Genomic DNA, 16,719 nt, shown 5'->3' with positions numbered 1-16,719 from the left:
TGGCGATTAGATCACGCGGTCACGCCCGGTCGGGGCGTCCTCATCGGCTACAGTCGCCGCGTGCCGCAGCAGTCCTCGTCCGCTTCGACGGCCTGGGCTCCCACGTTGCGCCGCTCCGTACGGCTGTTCCGGGCGTTCCGGGTCGAGCAGACCGACCCCGACCGCTTCTACGGCGAGCTCGCGGCGGACGCGGTCGGGCACGTGTCGCGCTACCAGCCGCTCCCGGGGAGCCGGATGCTCGACGTCGGCGGCGGCCCCGGCTACTTTCGCGACGCGTTCGAGGGTGCGAGCGCGACCTACTTCGCGTTGGACGCCGACGTCGGCGAGCTGTCCGGGCTCGGCGACATCTCGGCCCGCACAGTGGTGGGGAGCGGCATGCAGCTCCCGTTCGCCGACGGTACCTTCGACCTCTGCTACTCCTCCAACGTCCTCGAGCACGTCAGCGACCCGTGGCGGATGGCCGACGAGATGGTGCGGGTCACGCGGCCCGGTGGACTCGTGTTCATCTCCTACACGGTCTGGTTCGGCCCGTGGGGAGGGCACGAGACCTCGCCGTGGCACTACCTCGGCGGCCGCCGGGCGCGCAGGCGCTACCTGCGGCGGCACGGGCACGAGCCGAAGAACCGGTTCGGCGAGTCCCTGTTCGCGGTCACCGTGCGAGCCGGCCGCGCGTGGGCGAGCACGCAGACGGGCGCCGACGTGCTCGACGTGGTGCCGCGCTACAACCCCGGGTGGGCCAGGTGGCTGTCCTCGGTGCCGCTGCTGCGCGAGGTGATCACCTGGAACCTGGTCATCGTGCTGCGCCGACGGTGAGCGGCGTGCACGCACACCCGCAGCCGTCGCGGGTCACCTGGCGCTTCCGGCTCGTGGTGTGCTGCCTGCTGCTGGCCGCGCTCGCGTTCTGCCAGCGGCCGGGTCGCATCGTCAGCGACACCAAGTTCGACCTGGTGGCCGACCCCGGCGGGATGCTCTCCCGCGCCCTGCACATGTGGGACCCCACCGGGGGCTTCGGGCAGGTGCAGAACCAGGCCTACGGCTACTTCTTCCCGATGGGGCCCTTCTTCTGGCTCGGCGACCTCCTGTCCGTCCCGGCGTGGGTCGTGCAACGCGCGTGGTGGTCGCTCCTCCTCGTCGTCGCGTTCCTCGGGGTGGTGAAGCTCTGCGCGGCTCTCGGCCTCGGGTCGCCGACGAGTCGGGTGGTGGCAGGGCTGGCCTACGCCCTGTCCCCGCGCATCCTCACCACGCTGGGGCCCATCTCGATCGAGGCCTGGCCGATGGCGCTGGCCCCGTGGGTGCTCGTGCCGCTGGTGCTCGGGTCCCGCGCGGGATCGCCGCGACGGGCGGCGGCCCTGTCCGCACTGGCGGTCGCGGCCGTCGGCGGTGTGAACGCGGCCGCGACCTCCGCCGTGCTGCCGCTCGGCGCCATCTGGCTCCTCACCCGCGCACCCGGGCCCCGGCGACGCGCGCTGATGACGTGGTGGCCCGCCTTGGTCGCCGTCGGCACGCTCTGGTGGCTGGTGCCGCTGTTCCTGCTCGGCGGCTACAGCCCGCCGTTCCTCGACTTCATCGAGACCGCGTCGGTGACGACGTTCCCGACCACCCCCGTCGACGTGCTGCGCGGCACGTCGCACTGGGTGCCGTACGTCGATGCGACGTGGCGGGCCGGCAACGACCTCGTCTCCACCGGCTACGTCGCGATCAACGGCGCCGTGCTGCTGGTCCTGGGCCTGGTCGGGTCGAGCCTGCGCAGCAACCCCCACCGGCGTTTCCTCGTCCTGGGCCTCCTGGCGGGCGTCGCCCTGGTGTCGCTGGGGCACTCGGGGGCCGTCCACGGATGGTTCGCCGCCGGGGAGCGGGGCCTGCTCGACGGCATGCTCGCGCCGCTGCGCAACGTCCACAAGTTCGAGCCCGTCGTCCGGCTGCCGCTGGTGCTCGCGACGGCCCATGCGCTCGGCGCGGCCAGCGCCGCGGCTGCGTCGGCGGCGCGCGGCTCCACCCTCCGCGAACGGCTCGCGGACGGACAGCGGGTGGCCGGTGTCGGCCTGCTCGTGCTGGGGACGGTCGCCGTCGCGGGGGTGGCGTCGCCCGCGCTCGCCGGACGGCTCGCACCGGCCCAGGACTTCGCGGCGGTGCCGACCTACTGGGAGCGGGCGGTGTCCTGGCTGGAGGAGGAGGGCGTCGACGATCCCGGGCGCGGGACGGCCCTGCTGGTGCCGGGATCCAGCTTCGCGACCTACCTGTGGGGGATGCCCGAGGACGAGCCGGTGCAGTCGTACGGCGTCGCGGGCTGGGCGGTGCGCAACGCCGTGCCGCTGGCACCGCCCGGCAACATCCGCATGCTCGACGCCGTGGAGCGGCGCCTGTCCGCCGGGCTGGCATCTCCCGGGCTCGGCTCCTACCTCGGCCGCGCGGGCGTCAGACTGCTCGTCGTGCGCAACGACCTGCGACCCTCCGACGACGTGCCGCTCCCGGTGCTGGTGCACCAGGCGCTGGAGGGCTCGCCCGGCATCGACAAGGTGGCGGAGTTCGGCCCGGACGTCGGGGGTCCGGTGCGCGTCGAGGACGACGAGGCCGACCCGGTGGTGGCCGACGACGGCTGGCACACCTCCTACCCCGCGGTCGAGGTCTACCGGGTCTCCGACGTGCAGGGCGCGACCGCCACCACCGAGCCCCCCGTCGTCGTCGGCGGGCCGGAGAGCGTGCTCGACCTGCTCGACGCCGGCCTGCTGGGCGACGAGCCCGCCGTGCTCGCGGCCGACGCGCCCGAGGGACCGACCGGTCGGCTGCTCCTGACCGACGGCCTGCGCCGGGTCGAGACGACCTTCGCGCGGGTGCACGACGCCCGGTCGGCCACGCTCGCCGCCGACGACGACAGCCGCAGGGGCGCGCCCGCGCGCGACTACGTCCGCGCGGCTGACGAGGAGTGGGAGACCACCGCACAGATCCTCGGGGCCCGCTCGGTGGAGGCCTCCGGCTCCCTCGCCTACGCCGACAACGGCGGTCCGGTGCAGCCGGAGACCCTGCCGTACGCCGCGTTCGACGGTCGGGTCGAGACCCAGTGGGAGTCCGGCGCACCGCGCGGCGGTGAGGACCCGTGGCTGCAGGTCGACCTCGAGGAGCCGCTCGAGCCGAGCGAGGTCACCGTGGTCTCGGGTGACCTCGGGGACGCGGCGACGCCCACCATCAGCGTGGAGACCGAGGCCGGCGTCTCGCCGGCGGTCCGGGCGCCGGCGGGGGACGCGGTCGTCGTGCCCGTGCCGGAGGGGCGTACGTCCTGGATCAGGATCACCGCCGCGCCGGCACCGGGCGAGGCGCGCGAGCTCGCGATCGCCGAGGTCCGGGTCGACGGTCTCGACGTCGACCGGACGATGGTCCTGCCGGAGGTCCCGGCGGCATGGGGTGCGCCCGACCACGTCCTGCTCTCGTCCGGCCCCGCCCGGGAGGCCTGCGTGCGGGTCGGGGACGACGTGCGATGCGCGGCCGGCAGGTCCCGCCCCGACGAGGACGGCGGCGTCATCGACCGGACCGTCACCCTGGGGCAGGGCGCGCCGTACGCGGTCGCCCTCGGCGTCCGTCCCGTGGCGAGCGACGCACTCACGGGACTCGTGCTGCGTGACCAGCTCGTCAACGTGAGCGCATCGACCACCGCCGCGGGCGACGCCCGGGGATCGGCCGTCGCCGCGATCGACGGCGCCCCGGGCACCACCTGGGTCGCGGAGGACGACGACCCCGACCCGACCCTCACCCTCAGCTGGATCGGCGAGCGGACGGTCCGGGGCATCCGCCTCGCGGTCGACGAGCAGGCGCCCGCCTCCCGTCCGACGCGCGTCGAGCTCGTGCACCCGGGCGGGCGTCAGGTCGTCCGGCTGGACCGCGCCGGCCGGGCGGACGTGACCCCGTTCCGGACCAGCAGCGTCGAGGTGCACGTGCTCGACGCACGGCCGACGGAGAGCCGGTCCGCCGACGGTGCGCTGACGCCCCTGGGCGTGGGCGTGAGCGAGGTGCGGCTCGCCGGGGTGGGACTGCTGCCCATCGAGCTGTCCGACGTGCCGATCGACATCGGCTGCGGGTTCGGTCCCACGCTGAGGGTCGGCGACGAGCTGTTCGCCTCGAGCGTGCTCGCCTCGCGACGCCAGCTCTTCGACGGCGACGAGCTCACCGCCCGGGCCTGTGGTCCGGAGACCGCTGACCTGACCGCGGGCAGCACCCGCGTGGTGGCCACCCCGGCGCCGGCGTTCCGGCCGACCACGGTGTCGTTCTCGCTGCCGGGGGAGACCGTCGCGAGCCAGGCGTCCCCGGCGGAGGTCGACACCCGCTCACCGGTGTCGGCGACGGTCGAGGTCGAGGACGACGGGGCGCAGGTCGTCGGGCTGCCGCAGAACACGAACCCCGGGTGGGAAGCCGCGCTGCCGGACGGCTCGCGGGTCCCCCCGGTCGTGGTCGACGGGTGGCGGCAGGGCTGGCAGGTGCCCGCCGACAGCACCACCTTCGACGTCCGCTACGGACCGGACACCGTCTACCGGACGGCGCTCGGGGCGGGGGCGGTGCTGCTGGTCGGGCTGGCCGCGGGCGCCCTCCTCGGCGGCCGGCGCTCGAGGGCACGGCTCCCGGCCGTCGCGGAGCGGATCCCTGCGTGGATCGTCCCCGGCGCAGGGCTCCTGGCCCTGGGCCTGGTGTGGGGCTGGTGGGGGCTGGGGTGCGGCGTGCTCGCGGCCGCTGCCACCGTCGCCGCCCGTGCACGGGTGCCGGCGCCCACCGTCGCCTGGCTGGCGGGCCTCCCGGTGGTCGCGGCCGGTCTCGTCTACTGGTGGCGACCGCTCGGGTCCGCCGACGGTTGGGCGGGGGCGCTCGCGGCCCCCCAGCTGCTGGCGGCGCTGGCGGTCGGGGCGCTCGTCGTCGCCGACGTCGACGTACGCCTGCCCAGGTCGCGCAGGCGCAGCGCGGGTCGCTCCACGCAGCGGTGAAGCACCTCTGACACGGCCAGCGAGAGCAGCAGCGTCAGCGCGAACAGCTCGAGCCCGTTGCCGGCGAACAACGGCATGTCCCGCCAGTCGGCGACGAGCTCCAGCAGCACCAGGTGCACGCAGAAGATGCCGTAGGACAGGTGCCCCACGTGCCGCAGGACCGGCGACGACAGCACCCGCGCGAACAGGCCGTCGGGCCGCGCGAACACCCCCGGCAGGATGACCAGGCCGGCGATGGCGGCGTACAGCAGGTTCTTGGTCAGGGCCGCCCCGAGGGTGGGCGGGGTGAGGTCGGGCGGGCCGGCGACCGGGGTCGCAGCGATCGCGAAGAGGGCAGCGGCCGCGACCCAGCACAGCCCGGGGGAGCGGCCCATCTCGCCGACGACGGCGGCCAGGCGCTCCCACCCGGGCCACCCGTCACCGCCTCGGGGACCGCGGAGCGCCACGTCGCACGCCGCCAGCACGATGCCGACGGCGAACCACACCAGGTAGGACGGCAGCCAGAGGCGGATCATCGATCCGCCCTGGTCGAGCCGCACGGACAGGTCGAGGAGCCACACGACGGTGACCGCGGCCATCGCCACGACCACGACCGGGAGGCGGTCGCGTCCCGACCCCCAGCCGCGGCGCCGGGACAGCGCCAGCCACATCAGTGCGGGGAGGGCGAGGTAGAACGCGACTTCGGTGGAGAGGCTCCACATCTGCGTCAGCCCGTCGGGCAGGCGGTCGTCGACGTAGATGTCGGCGAGGAGCAGGGTGCTGACCCAGTCGCCGAGGCTCGCACCGCGGTTGCCGGGGAGCAGGGTCATGGCGCCGACGACCGTCACGACGTAGACCGGGACCAGCCGCAACGCTCGCCTCCACAGGTAGCGCGCGGCCGACGGAGGCGCCGACCCGGCCCGGTGGCGCGCGAGCCACGGCCGGGACAGCAGGAAGCCCGAGAGCACGAAGAAGACCGCTACGCCGACGTCCAGCCGCGCCAGGGGCGTGCCCCACACGTGGTGCGAGTACGCCCCGGACCAGAACGCGGCATGGGTGGCGAGGACGGCGATCGCCGCCACGGCCCGCAGGGAGTCCAGGACGGGGAAGTCCACCGCGGGTCCCGGACCGGCTGGGCGAGGCATGGGGGCGAGTCTCGCACGCGCACCACGGGCCGGCACTACTGTTCGCGCATGCTGCGACGTCTCCGCGCCGTGTCCTCCCGTGCCGTGTCCGTGTCGCGCCAGCGGGGTCCCGTCGCCGTCCTGCGCTCCTGCCTGTGGTGGCTGGCGGCCTGGGTGACCGGGCGTCCCACCCGCGGCCGGGACCACGGGACGTTCGAGTGGGACGGCCGGCGCCTGCCCTACTTCGTGCACGACTACCACTACACCTGGCTCAACGAGCGGGCCGTCGAGGTCGCGCTGGCCCACGACCTGCTCCGACGGCACCCGGGGGCGAGCGTGCTCGAGGCGGGCAACGTGCTGCACCACTACGGGGCGGACGCGCACGTCGTCGTCGACAAGTACGAGCAGGCGCCGGGCGTGCTCAACCTGGACGTCGCTGACCTCGACCTCGGGCGCACCTTCGACCTGGTGCTGGCGATCTCGACGCTGGAGCACGTCGGGCTGGACGAGGACGTCCTCGACCCGGACAAGCCGGTGCGGGCGATCGAGCGCCTGCGCGCCCACGTCGCGCCGGGCGGCCTGCTCTGGGTGACCCACCCCGTCGGCTACAACCGGGCGCTGGACGACCGGCTGCGATCGGGCGCCCTCGCCCCGCGGCGACTGCGGGCGCTGCTGCGCGAGGAGACCCGCAACACCTGGCGCGAGGTGCCCGTCGAGGACGTGTGGGAGACGCCCTACGACCGTCTCCTCTACACCGCGCACGCCGTCGTGGTGGCCGAGTTCGACGCGCCGTGACGCGGTCCGGTCAAGACGGGTGCCGACGAGGTGACTGACTGGTAACGTTCGCGCGTCGCGTGATGGTGAACACAAGGAGAGCGCACGTGGGTAGGAAATTGGGAGTGACCCTGACGGGGCTGGGCGTCTTCGTGCTCGGGGTCGCGCTGCTCGCGCGCTTCTACGCGTACGACCGTCTCGCGGTCGTCCCGCTCGACCAGGACACCGTGTCGGTGTCGGAGGGTCCGGGCGCGACGATCTTCGACATCGCCAGCCAGCAGGAGATCACCGTCGACCTCGTGTCGACCCGCAACGTCGTCGGCGACGTCGAGGCCTCGGAGGAGGCCAGCGACGAGCTCGGCCGCGACATCGCGGTCTGGGAGACGCTGGTCTACACCGACGAGCCCGGTGCGGTCGTCGACGCCGACAACCCGCCGCGCTCCGGCACCCACGACCGCGTCGCGTTCGACCGGCACACGGGCGAGGCCGTCGCCTGCTGCGACACCTTCACCAGCACCTCCTCGGACGACCGGGGCGAGGAGATCCGCGACACCATCGCGTTCAAGGGCCTCTACTTCAAGTTCCCGTTCCAGACCGAGCAGAAGACCTACCAGTTCTGGGACGGCTCGCTCGGCGAGGCGGTCGACATCGACTTCAAGGGCACCGAGACCATCGAGGGACTCGAGACCTACCGGTTCGAGCAGACGATCCCCCCGAGCGACATCGGCGACATCACGGCGCCGGCGTCCTTCTTCGGCATCGACGAGGACGGCGACGTCACCCTCGACCGCGTCTACGGCAACACCCGGACGCTGTGGATCGAGCCGGAGACCGGCGTCATCATCCGCGGCCAGGAGGACCAGCTGACCGTCGCCGAGTACGAGGGCGAGCAGGTGGCGACGCTCACCGACGTCACCATCGGCTACAACCCCGAGACCATCAAGGACAACGCCGAGACCTACTCCGCGCTGGCGACCCAGCTCAAGGCGATCCGCATCTGGGTCCCGATCGGCGGCGCCATCCTGGGCCTGATCCTCCTGGCGGCCGGACTGGTCCTGCTGCTGCGCAACCGCCGGCAGGAGCCGAGCCTGAAGCCCAAGCTCTGAAGCAGGCACGAGGCGAGACGACGGCCGACGGGCATCAGCCCGTCGGTCGTCGTCGTGCGCAGGTGAGCGGGTCGCCGTTCCTCGACACCGACTCCCTGCGGTCCGAGGCCCTGTCGCCGTCGGTGTCGGCGTCCGCCGGGTCGCTGCGCACGACCCGCCCGTCGTCGAGTCGGTAGCCGCGGAGCTCGCGACCGTCGGACAGTCCGTCGCCGTCGGTGTCCGCGACGAACGGCAGGGACCCGGTCCGCAGCCGGCGCACGGCGCGGCCGGTGCACGGGCGCACGTCGGCCCGGACGACGTACGTCCGGAGCTCGCGGCGATCGCTGATGCCGTCGCGGTCGGTGTCCGCGCGGTCCGGAGCGGTGCCCGTGCCCAACCCCTGAGGCGTCAGGCCGAGCGCGACGAACAGCGTCTCGGCGATCAACGCGTGCCCCCGGTCGGTGGGGTGCACGGCGTCCGGACCGATCAGGTCCTCCGGGTCCGCGCCCAGCGCGTCGCGCGCCTCGAACGCGCCGCCGACGTCGACGAACGTCACGCGGGGACGCGACGACGCGACCTCGCGGAGCGCGTCGCGGTAGGCGTTCCACGCCTCGACCCCGACCTGGTAGCGGCGGACGGGCTGGAGGAGCACGTGGCACGGCGGATCGTCGACCACGGCGTCGATGCGGTCGATGGCGGCCTCGACCTGGGCGCGGTAGGTGGCGACGGGGACCTGGGCCACCGAGTCGTTGGACCCGATCATGTGCACCACGCACGTGGGTTGGACGATCCCCACGCCGTACGCGTGGGCGTCACTCAGGTAGGTCGCGGCCGTCGACCCTCCGGCGGCACCGTTGATGCCCTGCACGCCGGGGGCGGGAGCCGGGTGGTCGGCACTGCGCTGGAGGTCGCGGACCGCCGCGTCGCGCTGGCCCGCAACGGGGAACTCCGCCCTCGTGCGGGCGACGAACCGGTCGACGTACCGCGCGCCGATGCTGGTGGCGCCGACACCGAAGGTCGTCGACGAGCCGAGGAACAGCAGCCGCACCGGCTCGACCGACCGCCGGGCCAGGGCGGTCGTGAGCGGCGCGAGCGAGGGGGTCCGCACCGCGGTGGCACCCAGCTCGACCGCGTCCGGGAGGCCGTCGCCGTCACGGTCCGAGGCGTCTCCGGAGCGCGCGGACGAGGGGGCCGCGTCGCGGTCGTCCGTCGCGGACACGGGCGGGACGAGCGGGACGACCACGCCCGACCACAGCACGGCGGCGGCGCCCGCGCCGAGCACCGCGACGCCGGTCCGCCGACCTGCGCCGACGGTGGGGCGGCGCGACATCACCGGCGTAGCGTACGACGCGACCGATGCCCCGTGGGGGTTCGCCGCAAAGGGGCGTGACGCCGGCGGCGGTGGGCTAGATTGGCGCGCTGACCACCGAGCGAAGGTTCCGCTGCCGCATGACTGACACCGTCACCATCCACCCCGACGACGTCCGGTGGTACGCCGGCACCTTCGACCGGGTCGTGGACAACGTGGAGGCGGCCGTCCTCGGCAAGCGCCACGTCGTCCGCCTGGCGCTGACCTGCCTCGTGTCCGGGGGCCACCTGCTGCTCGAGGACCTGCCGGGCACGGGCAAGACGATGCTGGCGAGGTCGCTGGCGAGGTCGCTGGACTGCACGTTCGCGCGGATCCAGTTCACCCCCGACCTGCTGCCCTCCGACGTCACCGGCGTGACCGTCTACGACCAGGCGCACGGGGAGTTCTCCTTCCACCCGGGCCCGATCTTCCACAGCGTGGTGCTGGCCGACGAGATCAACCGCGCCTCGCCCAAGACCCAGTCGGCGCTGCTGGAGGTGATGGAGGAGGGCCACGTCACGGTCGACGGCCGTACGCACGACGTCGGACGCCCCTTCATGGTGATCGCCACCCAGAACCCGGTCGAGCAGGCCGGCACCTACCAGCTCCCCGAGGCGCAGCTCGACCGCTTCCTCATGCGGACCGAGGTGGGGCACCCCGACGCCGCCGCCACCGAGGCGCTCCTCGCGCAGTCGCAGGTCCGCGACCGTGCGGCCGGCCTGACCCCGGTCGTCGACGCCGACGAGATCACCCAGATGGGCCGGCTCGCCGATCTGGTCCACGTGGACCCGACGATCATCGCCTACGTGCGACGCCTCGCGGAGGCCTCCCGGGAGGTCCCCGACGTCCGGATCGGCCTGTCCACCCGCGGCGCGCTCGCCTGGATCCGCACCGCCAAGGCCTGGGCGCTGGCCCAGGGCCGCGGGCACGTCGTGCCCGAGGACGTCGCGGTCCTGGCGCGCCCCGTCCTCGCGCACCGCCTGCTCATGGCCTCGGGTGCGGCGTTCGGTGGCGTCACGGCCGCCGACGTCGTCGACCGCCTGCTCGAGCAGGTCCCGGTGCCACGAGATCGCGCGTGACCGGTCGACCGGGAGTCGTCTCCCGCCTGGCGGCGCCGCTGCGGATCCTCACGCCGGTCGGTCGCGCCACGCTGGTCCTCGGGCTCGTCGTCGTCGCGCTGGCGTCGCAGCTGCACTGGCAGGAGTTCACCCAGCTCGGCGTCGTCGCCCTGGCCCTCGTCGCCCTCGCCCTGCTGTGGCAGCTCCCACCCGCGCGCCCGACGGCCGAGCTGACGCTGCACCCCACGCGGACGACGGTCGGCGGTGAGCCCGCCGCGGTGACCGTGCGCGTCGACGGCGGCGCGATGCCCCTGCTCTTCCCCGAGATCACGATCCCCGTCGGCGAGCGCAGCGTGTCGGTGCGGCTGCCCTTCCTCGCGCCCTTCGCCCACCACGTCGAGACCGTCACCCTGCCCGACCTGCCCCGCGGCGCGCACGCCGTGGGACCGGTGCTCTACGACCGGAGCGACCCGCTGGGGATGGTGGCCCGCCAGCTCGTCGTGGGACCGCGGCGCGAGCTGCTCGTCGCTCCCCGGGTGACGGACCTGTCCGTGCTGGCCAGCGGCCTCACCAACGACCTCGACGGCGCGGCCAGCCAGCAGCTGTCGATGAGCGACCTGGCCTTCCACGCCCTGCGCGAGTACGTGCCGGGTGACGACCTCCGCCACGTCCACTGGCGCTCGTCGGCGAAGGCCGGGGAGCTGCTCGTGCGCCAGTACCACGAGACGAGGCACGGCCACGTCACGATCCTGCTCGACGACGCGCGCACGAGCCACGCGACACCGCAGGACTTCGAGCTCGCCGTGGCGATCGCGCTCTCGATAGCGTTGCGGGCGGCCCGCGACGACCTCGACACCTACGTCGCCTTCGGGCCCCACGTCGTACGCGGGCGCAACCTGGTGGAGCTGACCGACGCCGCGTGCCGGGTCGTGCGGGGTCCCGACCACTACGTCGTCCTGGCGGCCACCGCGGCGGAGTCCGTCGGGGCGAGCGGCCTGGTGGTGCACGTGACCGGCGAGCGCCGGGACGCTGCCGCGCTCGAGGCCGCCGCCCAGTCCTTCGGGCGAGGTGCCGAGCGCATCGTCGTCCGCGCCGCGACGGCGGCCGATCCCGACGTGCGGGTGGGGGAGTCGGTGCGCGAGGTGGTCGTCCCCGACCTGGCGCTGCTCGACGCGCTGCTGTCCCAGGACCGCCGATGACCCGCCGCGGGACGGCCCTCGACGTCTCGGCCGTGCTGCTGCTGGTCGCGATCGCGCTCTCCGTGCTCGACGACACGTTCGCCGACCGGAGCTATCTCGTCGTCGGCCTGGTCCCCGGGGTGGGACTCGTCGTGCTCGCGCTGATGACGCGGCACCTCGACGAGGGCGTCTGGTGGTACGCGCTCGGTGCGGTCGTCGCGTTCGCCCCGCTGGCCGCGATCTTCGCGCTGGGCCGCCCCGGGCCCTACGTCGTCCCCACGCTCGACACGATGGCCGAGGTGATGGGCGACCTGACGCGTGCGCCGTCCGTGCTGGTGAGCACCGCCCCACCCGTCGACACGGCCGGTCAGGTGATGCTCGTGCCGTTCGTCCTCGGCTACTTCGGCGTGGGCTTCGCGGCGTGGCTCGCACTCGGGACACGCAGTCCTGTCGCTCCGGCGGTGCCCCTCGTGCTCACGATGGCCGGAGCGATCCCGCTCGGGGTCCTGGTCCCGGCCTACCTGGTCCCGCGGGGGATCCTCTTCGCCCTGCTGCTCGTCGTCTGGGTGTCCGCACGCGGGACCCGGCGCGAGTCGGCGCCCGGCACCGCGGCCCGCGGCGCCGCAGGACGGACCGCGGCAGCGGTGGTGATCGTGGGCCTGGTCTCGTCCGCGACGAGCGTCGCGATGCCGGACCGCGACGAGTCGGACCGGGTGCTGCTGCGCGGCGACGGCAACAGCGACCTCGTCGCGGGTGCGGCGGGCTCCGTCCTGCCCGAGCAGGGCGCGGCCCGGCGCCCGCTCTTCCGCGTGACCGGCGTCCCCGAGGGCCGCCGGCTGCGGCTCGCCGTCCTCGACAGCTACGACGGCTTCCTCTGGGCGCCGGCGGACGTCACGCCGGGCAGCGACGGCTACGGCACCTTCAAGCGCATCGGGCAGGAGGTGACCGCGCCCTACGTCGGCACGTCCGTCGAGGTCCGGGTGGAGATGCTGGGCGGTTACACCGGCGACTGGCTCCCGCTGCTCGGCGCGCTCACCAGCCTCGACCTCGAGGAGTTCGACGGGCGTACGCAGCTCGACGACGTCCGCTACAACCTCGCCACGTCCAGCGCCCTCGTGGTCGGAGGGGTGGACCCGCGCGACGACTACACGTTCACCGCCGAGCTGCTCCCCGACGACCTCGCGAGGGGCGACGAGGCAGCCGTGGCGGCCGCCGACCAGCGCCAGCCCGCGGGGGAGTTCCTCGACGACCACCTCGCGCCCTTCGAGCGCGCGGACGTCGCGCCCCTCGGACGTGTGCTGCTCCTGGCGCGCTACCTCCGGACCCGCGGGGCGACCAGGTTCAGCGGCGAGTCCCTGCAGGGGCCCGACGACCTGGGCACGAACATGCTCGGCTCGCGCACGATGACCGGGACGCCGTTCCAGTACGCCGCGCTGATGGCACTCGGTGCCTCGCGCCTCGGGGTCCCGGGCCGGGTCGTCACCGGGGCGGTCCCCGGCCCGCGCGGCGTCGTGCGCGCGCAGGACGTCGGGGTGTGGGTCGAGCTGCAGCTGGCCGACGGCACGTGGCGCACGCTCGAGCCGCGGAGGTACGTCGGCGCCGAGCTCGTCCGCGAGGAGCAGGACGACCCCGGCGGCGACGACCCCGGGAGGTTCGTCGCCGACCTGCTCGACCGCGCGGACGACGGCGGGGGCCTGGGCACGCCCGACTCCGACGAGCGTCCTCCGCGTCGTGGTCAGGACGAGCCGACCGAGGAGGACGAGACGGACCCGGCGGCCGCCGCGGACGTCCTGCGGGCCGTGCTCGTGCTCGGCGTCGTGGTCCTCGCCCTGCTCCTGCTCGTGGCGCCCGCCAAGCTCGTACGACGTCGCTGGCGCCGACGCGCGTCGTCGTGGACCGCGATCTACGTCAACGGCTGGCAGGAGGTGCTCGACACGGCGCGTGATCGTGGCACGCCCGTGCCGGAGTCCTGGAGCCGCGTCGCCCAGGCGGGCCTGCTGGGCGCAGGGACCGAGCTCGCGCGGCGCGCGGACGCGGCCGTCTTCGCCCCCGGGCGGCCTGACGACGACGCCGACGACTACTGGCAGGCGTGCCAGGAGCTGCGCGCCGAGCTGCTCGCGGCGGCGAGCCGCCGACGCAGGTGGTGGTCGCGCGTCAACCCCGCCTCGCTGGTGGCCGGCTGGGCGCGGCGCCGCTCGCCCGCCTCAGTCCGGGAGGTGCGCCACGAAGATGGCGGTGCCCGGCGTCAGTACGCCACGCGTGCGTGACCAGCCGCCCCACACGCGGTCGTGGTCGGCGGGCCACTCCGGCTCGACGAGGTCGGTGAGACGGAAGCGGTGCCCGGCGAGCAGCCGCACCCAGTCACCCAGGGTGCGGTGGTGCTCGACGTAGGACACGACTCCCGTCGCGTCGTCGACCTCGACGTAGGGGGTGCGGTCCCAGTAGGACTGGGTCGCCGTCAGACCGGGCTCACCCGGGTCGTCGGGGAACATCCAGCGGGTCGGGTGGGTGACGGAGAACGCGAAGCGACCGCCCGGGCGCAGCACCCGGGCCGTCTCCGCCACCGCCGTGTCGATCTCGCTGACGAACTGGAGCGCACCGAACGAGCAGAAGACGACGTCGAAGCTGCCCGACGCGAACGGCAGGGCGGTGGCGGTCGCGCGGACCGACGGCACGGCGACCCCGGTCTCGGCGTCGAGGCGCAGGGAGTGCTGCAGCTGGCGGTGGGAGAGGTCGAGGCCGATGCCCCGCCCGCCGTGCGTGCGCACCCAGCGCGAGCACTGGCCGGCACCACTGCCGACCTCGAGCACGTCGAGCCCGGTGACGTCGCCCAGCACGCGCAGCTCGTCCTCGGTGTGGCCCTCGGGGCCCCACACGAACCCGGCGTCGCCGAGGAATGCGCCGTGGGTCGCCTGGTACTCGTCGGCGTAGCGGTCCCAGTCCGGGCCGTTGGCCCGACGGGACTCCCGCTCGGAGACCGGTCGGCGCTCGACGCGGACCGACTGCGGCTGGTGATCCTCCACGCCGGGAGCGTAGCCCCGGACGTGACGGTGCCGGCGCACCGGGCGTGGGGCTCCGGTACGCCGGCACCTGGGGGAGGGCTCAGCGGGCAGGTCGGACGATCAGCCGGTGACGATCAGCCGGTGCCGATCAGCCGGTGCCGATCAGCCGGTGCCGATCAGCCGGTGGCGATCAGCCGGTCATCCGATCGACGCCCGGCCGGTGCGGCCGCGCGGGTTGCGCGGGCCGGAGCGGTAGTCGGCCGGGTTGGCCTTCGCCCGGACCTCCGCGCCGTCGCTCACGCCACCCTTGTCGGTGTCGCACTTCGTGGGGTCGGTCTTGGCCTTGCCGTACCGCTTGTTGGCCTTGCCGGTGACCTCGACCTTGTCCTTGAGGCCGTCGCGGTCGGTGTCCTTCTTCGTCGGGTTGGACCGGGTCCGGCCGATGACGAAGCTGCCCTTGCGCGTCTTGACCCGCTGCTTGATCTTGTAGCCCTTGACCTCCTTGCCGTCGCTCAGGCCGTCCTTGTCGGTGTCCTTGGCGAGCGGGTTGGTCGTGACCCGGATGGACGTGCGGGCCTTCTTGCCGCAGACCTCGAAGCGCTGCTTGATCGTGACGCCGTTGACCTCCTGGCCGTCGGTGAGGCCGTCACCGTCGGTGTCCGGGTCGGTGGGGTCGGTGCCGTGGGTGTTGACCTCGGCGCCGTCGGTGAGGCCGTCGCCGTCGGTGTCCGGGTTGGTGGGGTCGGTGCCCTGCGTCGTCTCCTCGGCGTTGGTCAGCCCGTCACCGTCGGGGTCGTTCGGGTCGGGGACGACGGTGAACGTCACCGAGTCCGCACCGCTGCCGTTGCCCGACTGCGTGGCCGTCACGGTGTGCGGTCCCGCGGTGAGCGGCGTGGTGGGCGAGCACGACCAGGTGCCGCCCTGGGTGACCGTCGTGCGGCAGAGGACGGTGCCGCCCTCGGTGACGGTCACGGTGGCGCCGGGCTGGCCGGTGCCGGTGACTGCGGGCGTCGTGTCGCTGACGACCTGGCCCGCGGTGGGCGAGGTGATGTCCGGCCCGGCGACCGGGCCGGTCTCGGGACCGTTGCCGCAGGAGACGCCACCCTGCGGGGCGCCGGCCGCGGCCGAGAGCGGCACGACGGCGACGTCGGCGACCGTCAGTCCGCCGAGCGGGCCGAGCGGCGTCGTGCCGAGGCGCAGGTCGAGCAGTGCCGTCTCGCCCGACGCGCTGGTGCCGTCCGGGGACGTCGTCGAGGTCAGCGTGCCGAGGGAGAGCGAGACGGTGAGGAGCGGGTTCTCCGGGAGGGCGAACGTGGCCACGTCGTTGGCACCGTCGAGGACGAACGGCGACCCGGGGGCGCCCGGGGCGTCGATCGTCACGACCGGCTGGCTGTAGGTGACCGTGGCCCCGCCCGGCTGGCCCGAGGCCGCGGCGGTCAGGGTCGGCTGGCTGCTGACCTCGACCGACACGGAGCCGAACAGCGACAGGTCGGCGAGGTCGCTGGAGGTCGCGGCGACGACCCGGCGGGCGTCGTCCGGACCGCCGGTGCTCTCCAGACTCACCGACTGCTGGGTCTGCACGGTGCCGGGGAGCTCGACGAGGGCGCCGACGCCGGGGAGCTGGAGCACGGACGGGTCGGTGGTGGTGGTGCGCGAGCTGCTCAGCGGAGCCCCCGGCGCGGGACAGCTGCCAGCGGCGTCGAGGCGCGCGTGGGCGGTCGACGTGGAGATCCCCGCGGTGAGGAGCGGGGCCGCGGGCAGGCTGCCGAGCTGCTGCGTCGTCGCCGCGGTGTTGTCCGGCGGCGCGCTCTGCTGGGCGCTCGACAGCAGGCCGGACAGGTCGATGCCGACCGCGTCCGCGCCGAGGTTGGACGCTGCTGCCGTCACGCGGGGTGACCCACCGGACAGCGAGCCCGTCGTGGGGGCGACGTCGACCGACGCCGCGCTGATGCCCCCGATCGGTGCCGGGAGCGTGATGCCGACGACGTCGACGGCCAGCAGGCTGGCTGCCGTCGACGCGGTGGCGGTGGTCGGGACGGGCGCGGCGGACGCCGGCGCCTGGGCGAGGCCGAGCACCGAGGCCGGCAGGACGAGGGCGAGGCCTGCGGCCGCCCCCCTGGAGAACCGGCCCCACGGCCGACTCGTGTGCGTGTTCATCGACGAACCCCCTGTGGTGATGTGCCTCGTGGTGCACGGGACGTGCACGA

General features: G+C 74.3%; 10 protein-coding genes and 1 pseudogene. 7 read left to right on the top strand and 4 right to left on the bottom strand.

Translation table 11 applies throughout. The annotated features are described in order from the left end of the window. Positions 1–60 precede the first annotated feature (60 nt). Positions 61–813: a class I SAM-dependent methyltransferase gene (locus tag F4692_RS19350; protein WP_179621378.1), complete on the top strand. Its 753-nt coding sequence runs from the start codon at positions 61–63 to the stop codon at positions 811–813. Then, positions 732–4,022: pseudogene (locus F4692_RS21445) on the top strand (DUF3367 domain-containing protein); the annotation flags it as partial. The gene F4692_RS19350 and the pseudogene F4692_RS21445, both read left to right, overlap by 82 nt. 779 nt (positions 4,023–4,801) lie before the next feature. Here the strand turns inward: F4692_RS21445 and F4692_RS21440 are convergent. Further along, the gene (locus tag F4692_RS21440) at positions 4,802–6,088 is read right to left on the bottom strand and encodes an acyltransferase family protein (RefSeq protein WP_257030086.1); all 1,287 of its coding nucleotides are present in this window, start codon (positions 6,086–6,088) and stop codon (positions 4,802–4,804) included. Positions 6,089–6,136: 48 nt separating this feature from the next. Between F4692_RS21440 and F4692_RS19340 the strand changes: the two genes are divergently transcribed. Together F4692_RS19340 and pgfA are read left to right on the top strand one after the other, a co-directional pair. Beyond that, positions 6,137–6,862, top strand: a complete 726-nt coding sequence (locus tag F4692_RS19340) for a class I SAM-dependent methyltransferase (RefSeq protein ID WP_179621376.1) — start codon at positions 6,137–6,139, stop codon at positions 6,860–6,862. A gap of 104 nt (positions 6,863–6,966) precedes the next feature. Beyond that, complete coding sequence (pgfA, locus tag F4692_RS19335; protein ID WP_179621375.1) at positions 6,967–7,947, top strand: cell envelope lipid trafficking protein PgfA; 981 nt, start codon at positions 6,967–6,969, stop codon at positions 7,945–7,947. A gap of 34 nt (positions 7,948–7,981) precedes the next feature. Here the strand turns inward: pgfA and F4692_RS19330 are convergent, their stop codons facing one another. Next, on the bottom strand, positions 7,982–9,256 hold the full coding sequence (locus F4692_RS19330) for an SGNH/GDSL hydrolase family protein (protein ID WP_179621374.1): 1,275 nt from the start codon (positions 9,254–9,256) through the stop codon (positions 7,982–7,984). A gap of 119 nt (positions 9,257–9,375) precedes the next feature. Between F4692_RS19330 and F4692_RS19325 the strand changes: the two genes are divergently transcribed. From F4692_RS19325 to F4692_RS19315, 3 genes are read left to right on the top strand one after another with little or no spacing between them, the layout of a single operon-like run. Continuing rightward, positions 9,376–10,353 carry an AAA family ATPase gene (locus F4692_RS19325; protein ID WP_179621373.1) on the top strand — a complete coding sequence of 326 codons (978 nt, stop codon included), beginning with the start codon at positions 9,376–9,378 and terminating at the stop codon, positions 10,351–10,353. Continuing rightward, positions 10,350–11,531, top strand: coding sequence for a DUF58 domain-containing protein (locus F4692_RS21435; RefSeq protein WP_179621372.1), 1,182 nt, complete (start codon positions 10,350–10,352; stop codon positions 11,529–11,531). The genes F4692_RS19325 and F4692_RS21435 overlap by 4 nt, the downstream gene beginning before the upstream one ends. Next, complete coding sequence (locus F4692_RS19315; RefSeq protein WP_179621371.1) at positions 11,528–13,777, top strand: transglutaminase domain-containing protein; 2,250 nt, start codon at positions 11,528–11,530, stop codon at positions 13,775–13,777. The genes F4692_RS21435 and F4692_RS19315 overlap by 4 nt, the downstream gene beginning before the upstream one ends. On the opposite strand, the gene F4692_RS19310 is transcribed toward F4692_RS19315, so the two are convergent. Both F4692_RS19310 and F4692_RS19305 read right to left on the bottom strand, forming a co-directional pair. Beyond that, on the bottom strand, positions 13,715–14,533 hold the full coding sequence (locus tag F4692_RS19310; RefSeq protein WP_179621370.1) for a class I SAM-dependent methyltransferase: 819 nt from the start codon (positions 14,531–14,533) through the stop codon (positions 13,715–13,717). The two genes, F4692_RS19315 and F4692_RS19310, sit on opposite strands and share 63 nt — an antisense overlap. Positions 14,534–14,710: 177 nt before the next feature. After that, positions 14,711–16,669, bottom strand: coding sequence for an Ig-like domain-containing protein (locus tag F4692_RS19305; RefSeq protein WP_179621369.1), 1,959 nt, complete (start codon positions 16,667–16,669; stop codon positions 14,711–14,713). Between the last annotated feature and the right edge of the window lie 50 nt (positions 16,670–16,719).

Source organism: Nocardioides cavernae (genome assembly GCF_013410035.1).
GTDB lineage: Bacteria > Actinomycetota > Actinomycetes > Propionibacteriales > Nocardioidaceae > Nocardioides > Nocardioides cavernae_A.
Note: the sequence above shows the minus strand (reverse complement) of the source record. Positions and strands in the feature narration are given on the sequence as shown.

Coding starts and splice junctions, on each gene's coding strand:
- F4692_RS19325 (WP_179621373.1), top strand. CDS start 9,376: ATGACTGACACCGTCACCATCCACCCCGACGACGTCCGGTGGTACGCC.
- F4692_RS19330 (WP_179621374.1), bottom strand. CDS start 9,256: ATGTCGCGCCGCCCCACCGTCGGCGCAGGTCGGCGGACCGGCGTCGCG.
- F4692_RS19315 (WP_179621371.1), top strand. CDS start 11,528: ATGACCCGCCGCGGGACGGCCCTCGACGTCTCGGCCGTGCTGCTGCTG.
- F4692_RS19305 (WP_179621369.1), bottom strand. CDS start 16,669: ATGAACACGCACACGAGTCGGCCGTGGGGCCGGTTCTCCAGGGGGGCG.
- F4692_RS21440 (WP_257030086.1), bottom strand. CDS start 6,088: ATGCCTCGCCCAGCCGGTCCGGGACCCGCGGTGGACTTCCCCGTCCTG.
- F4692_RS19340 (WP_179621376.1), top strand. CDS start 6,137: ATGCTGCGACGTCTCCGCGCCGTGTCCTCCCGTGCCGTGTCCGTGTCG.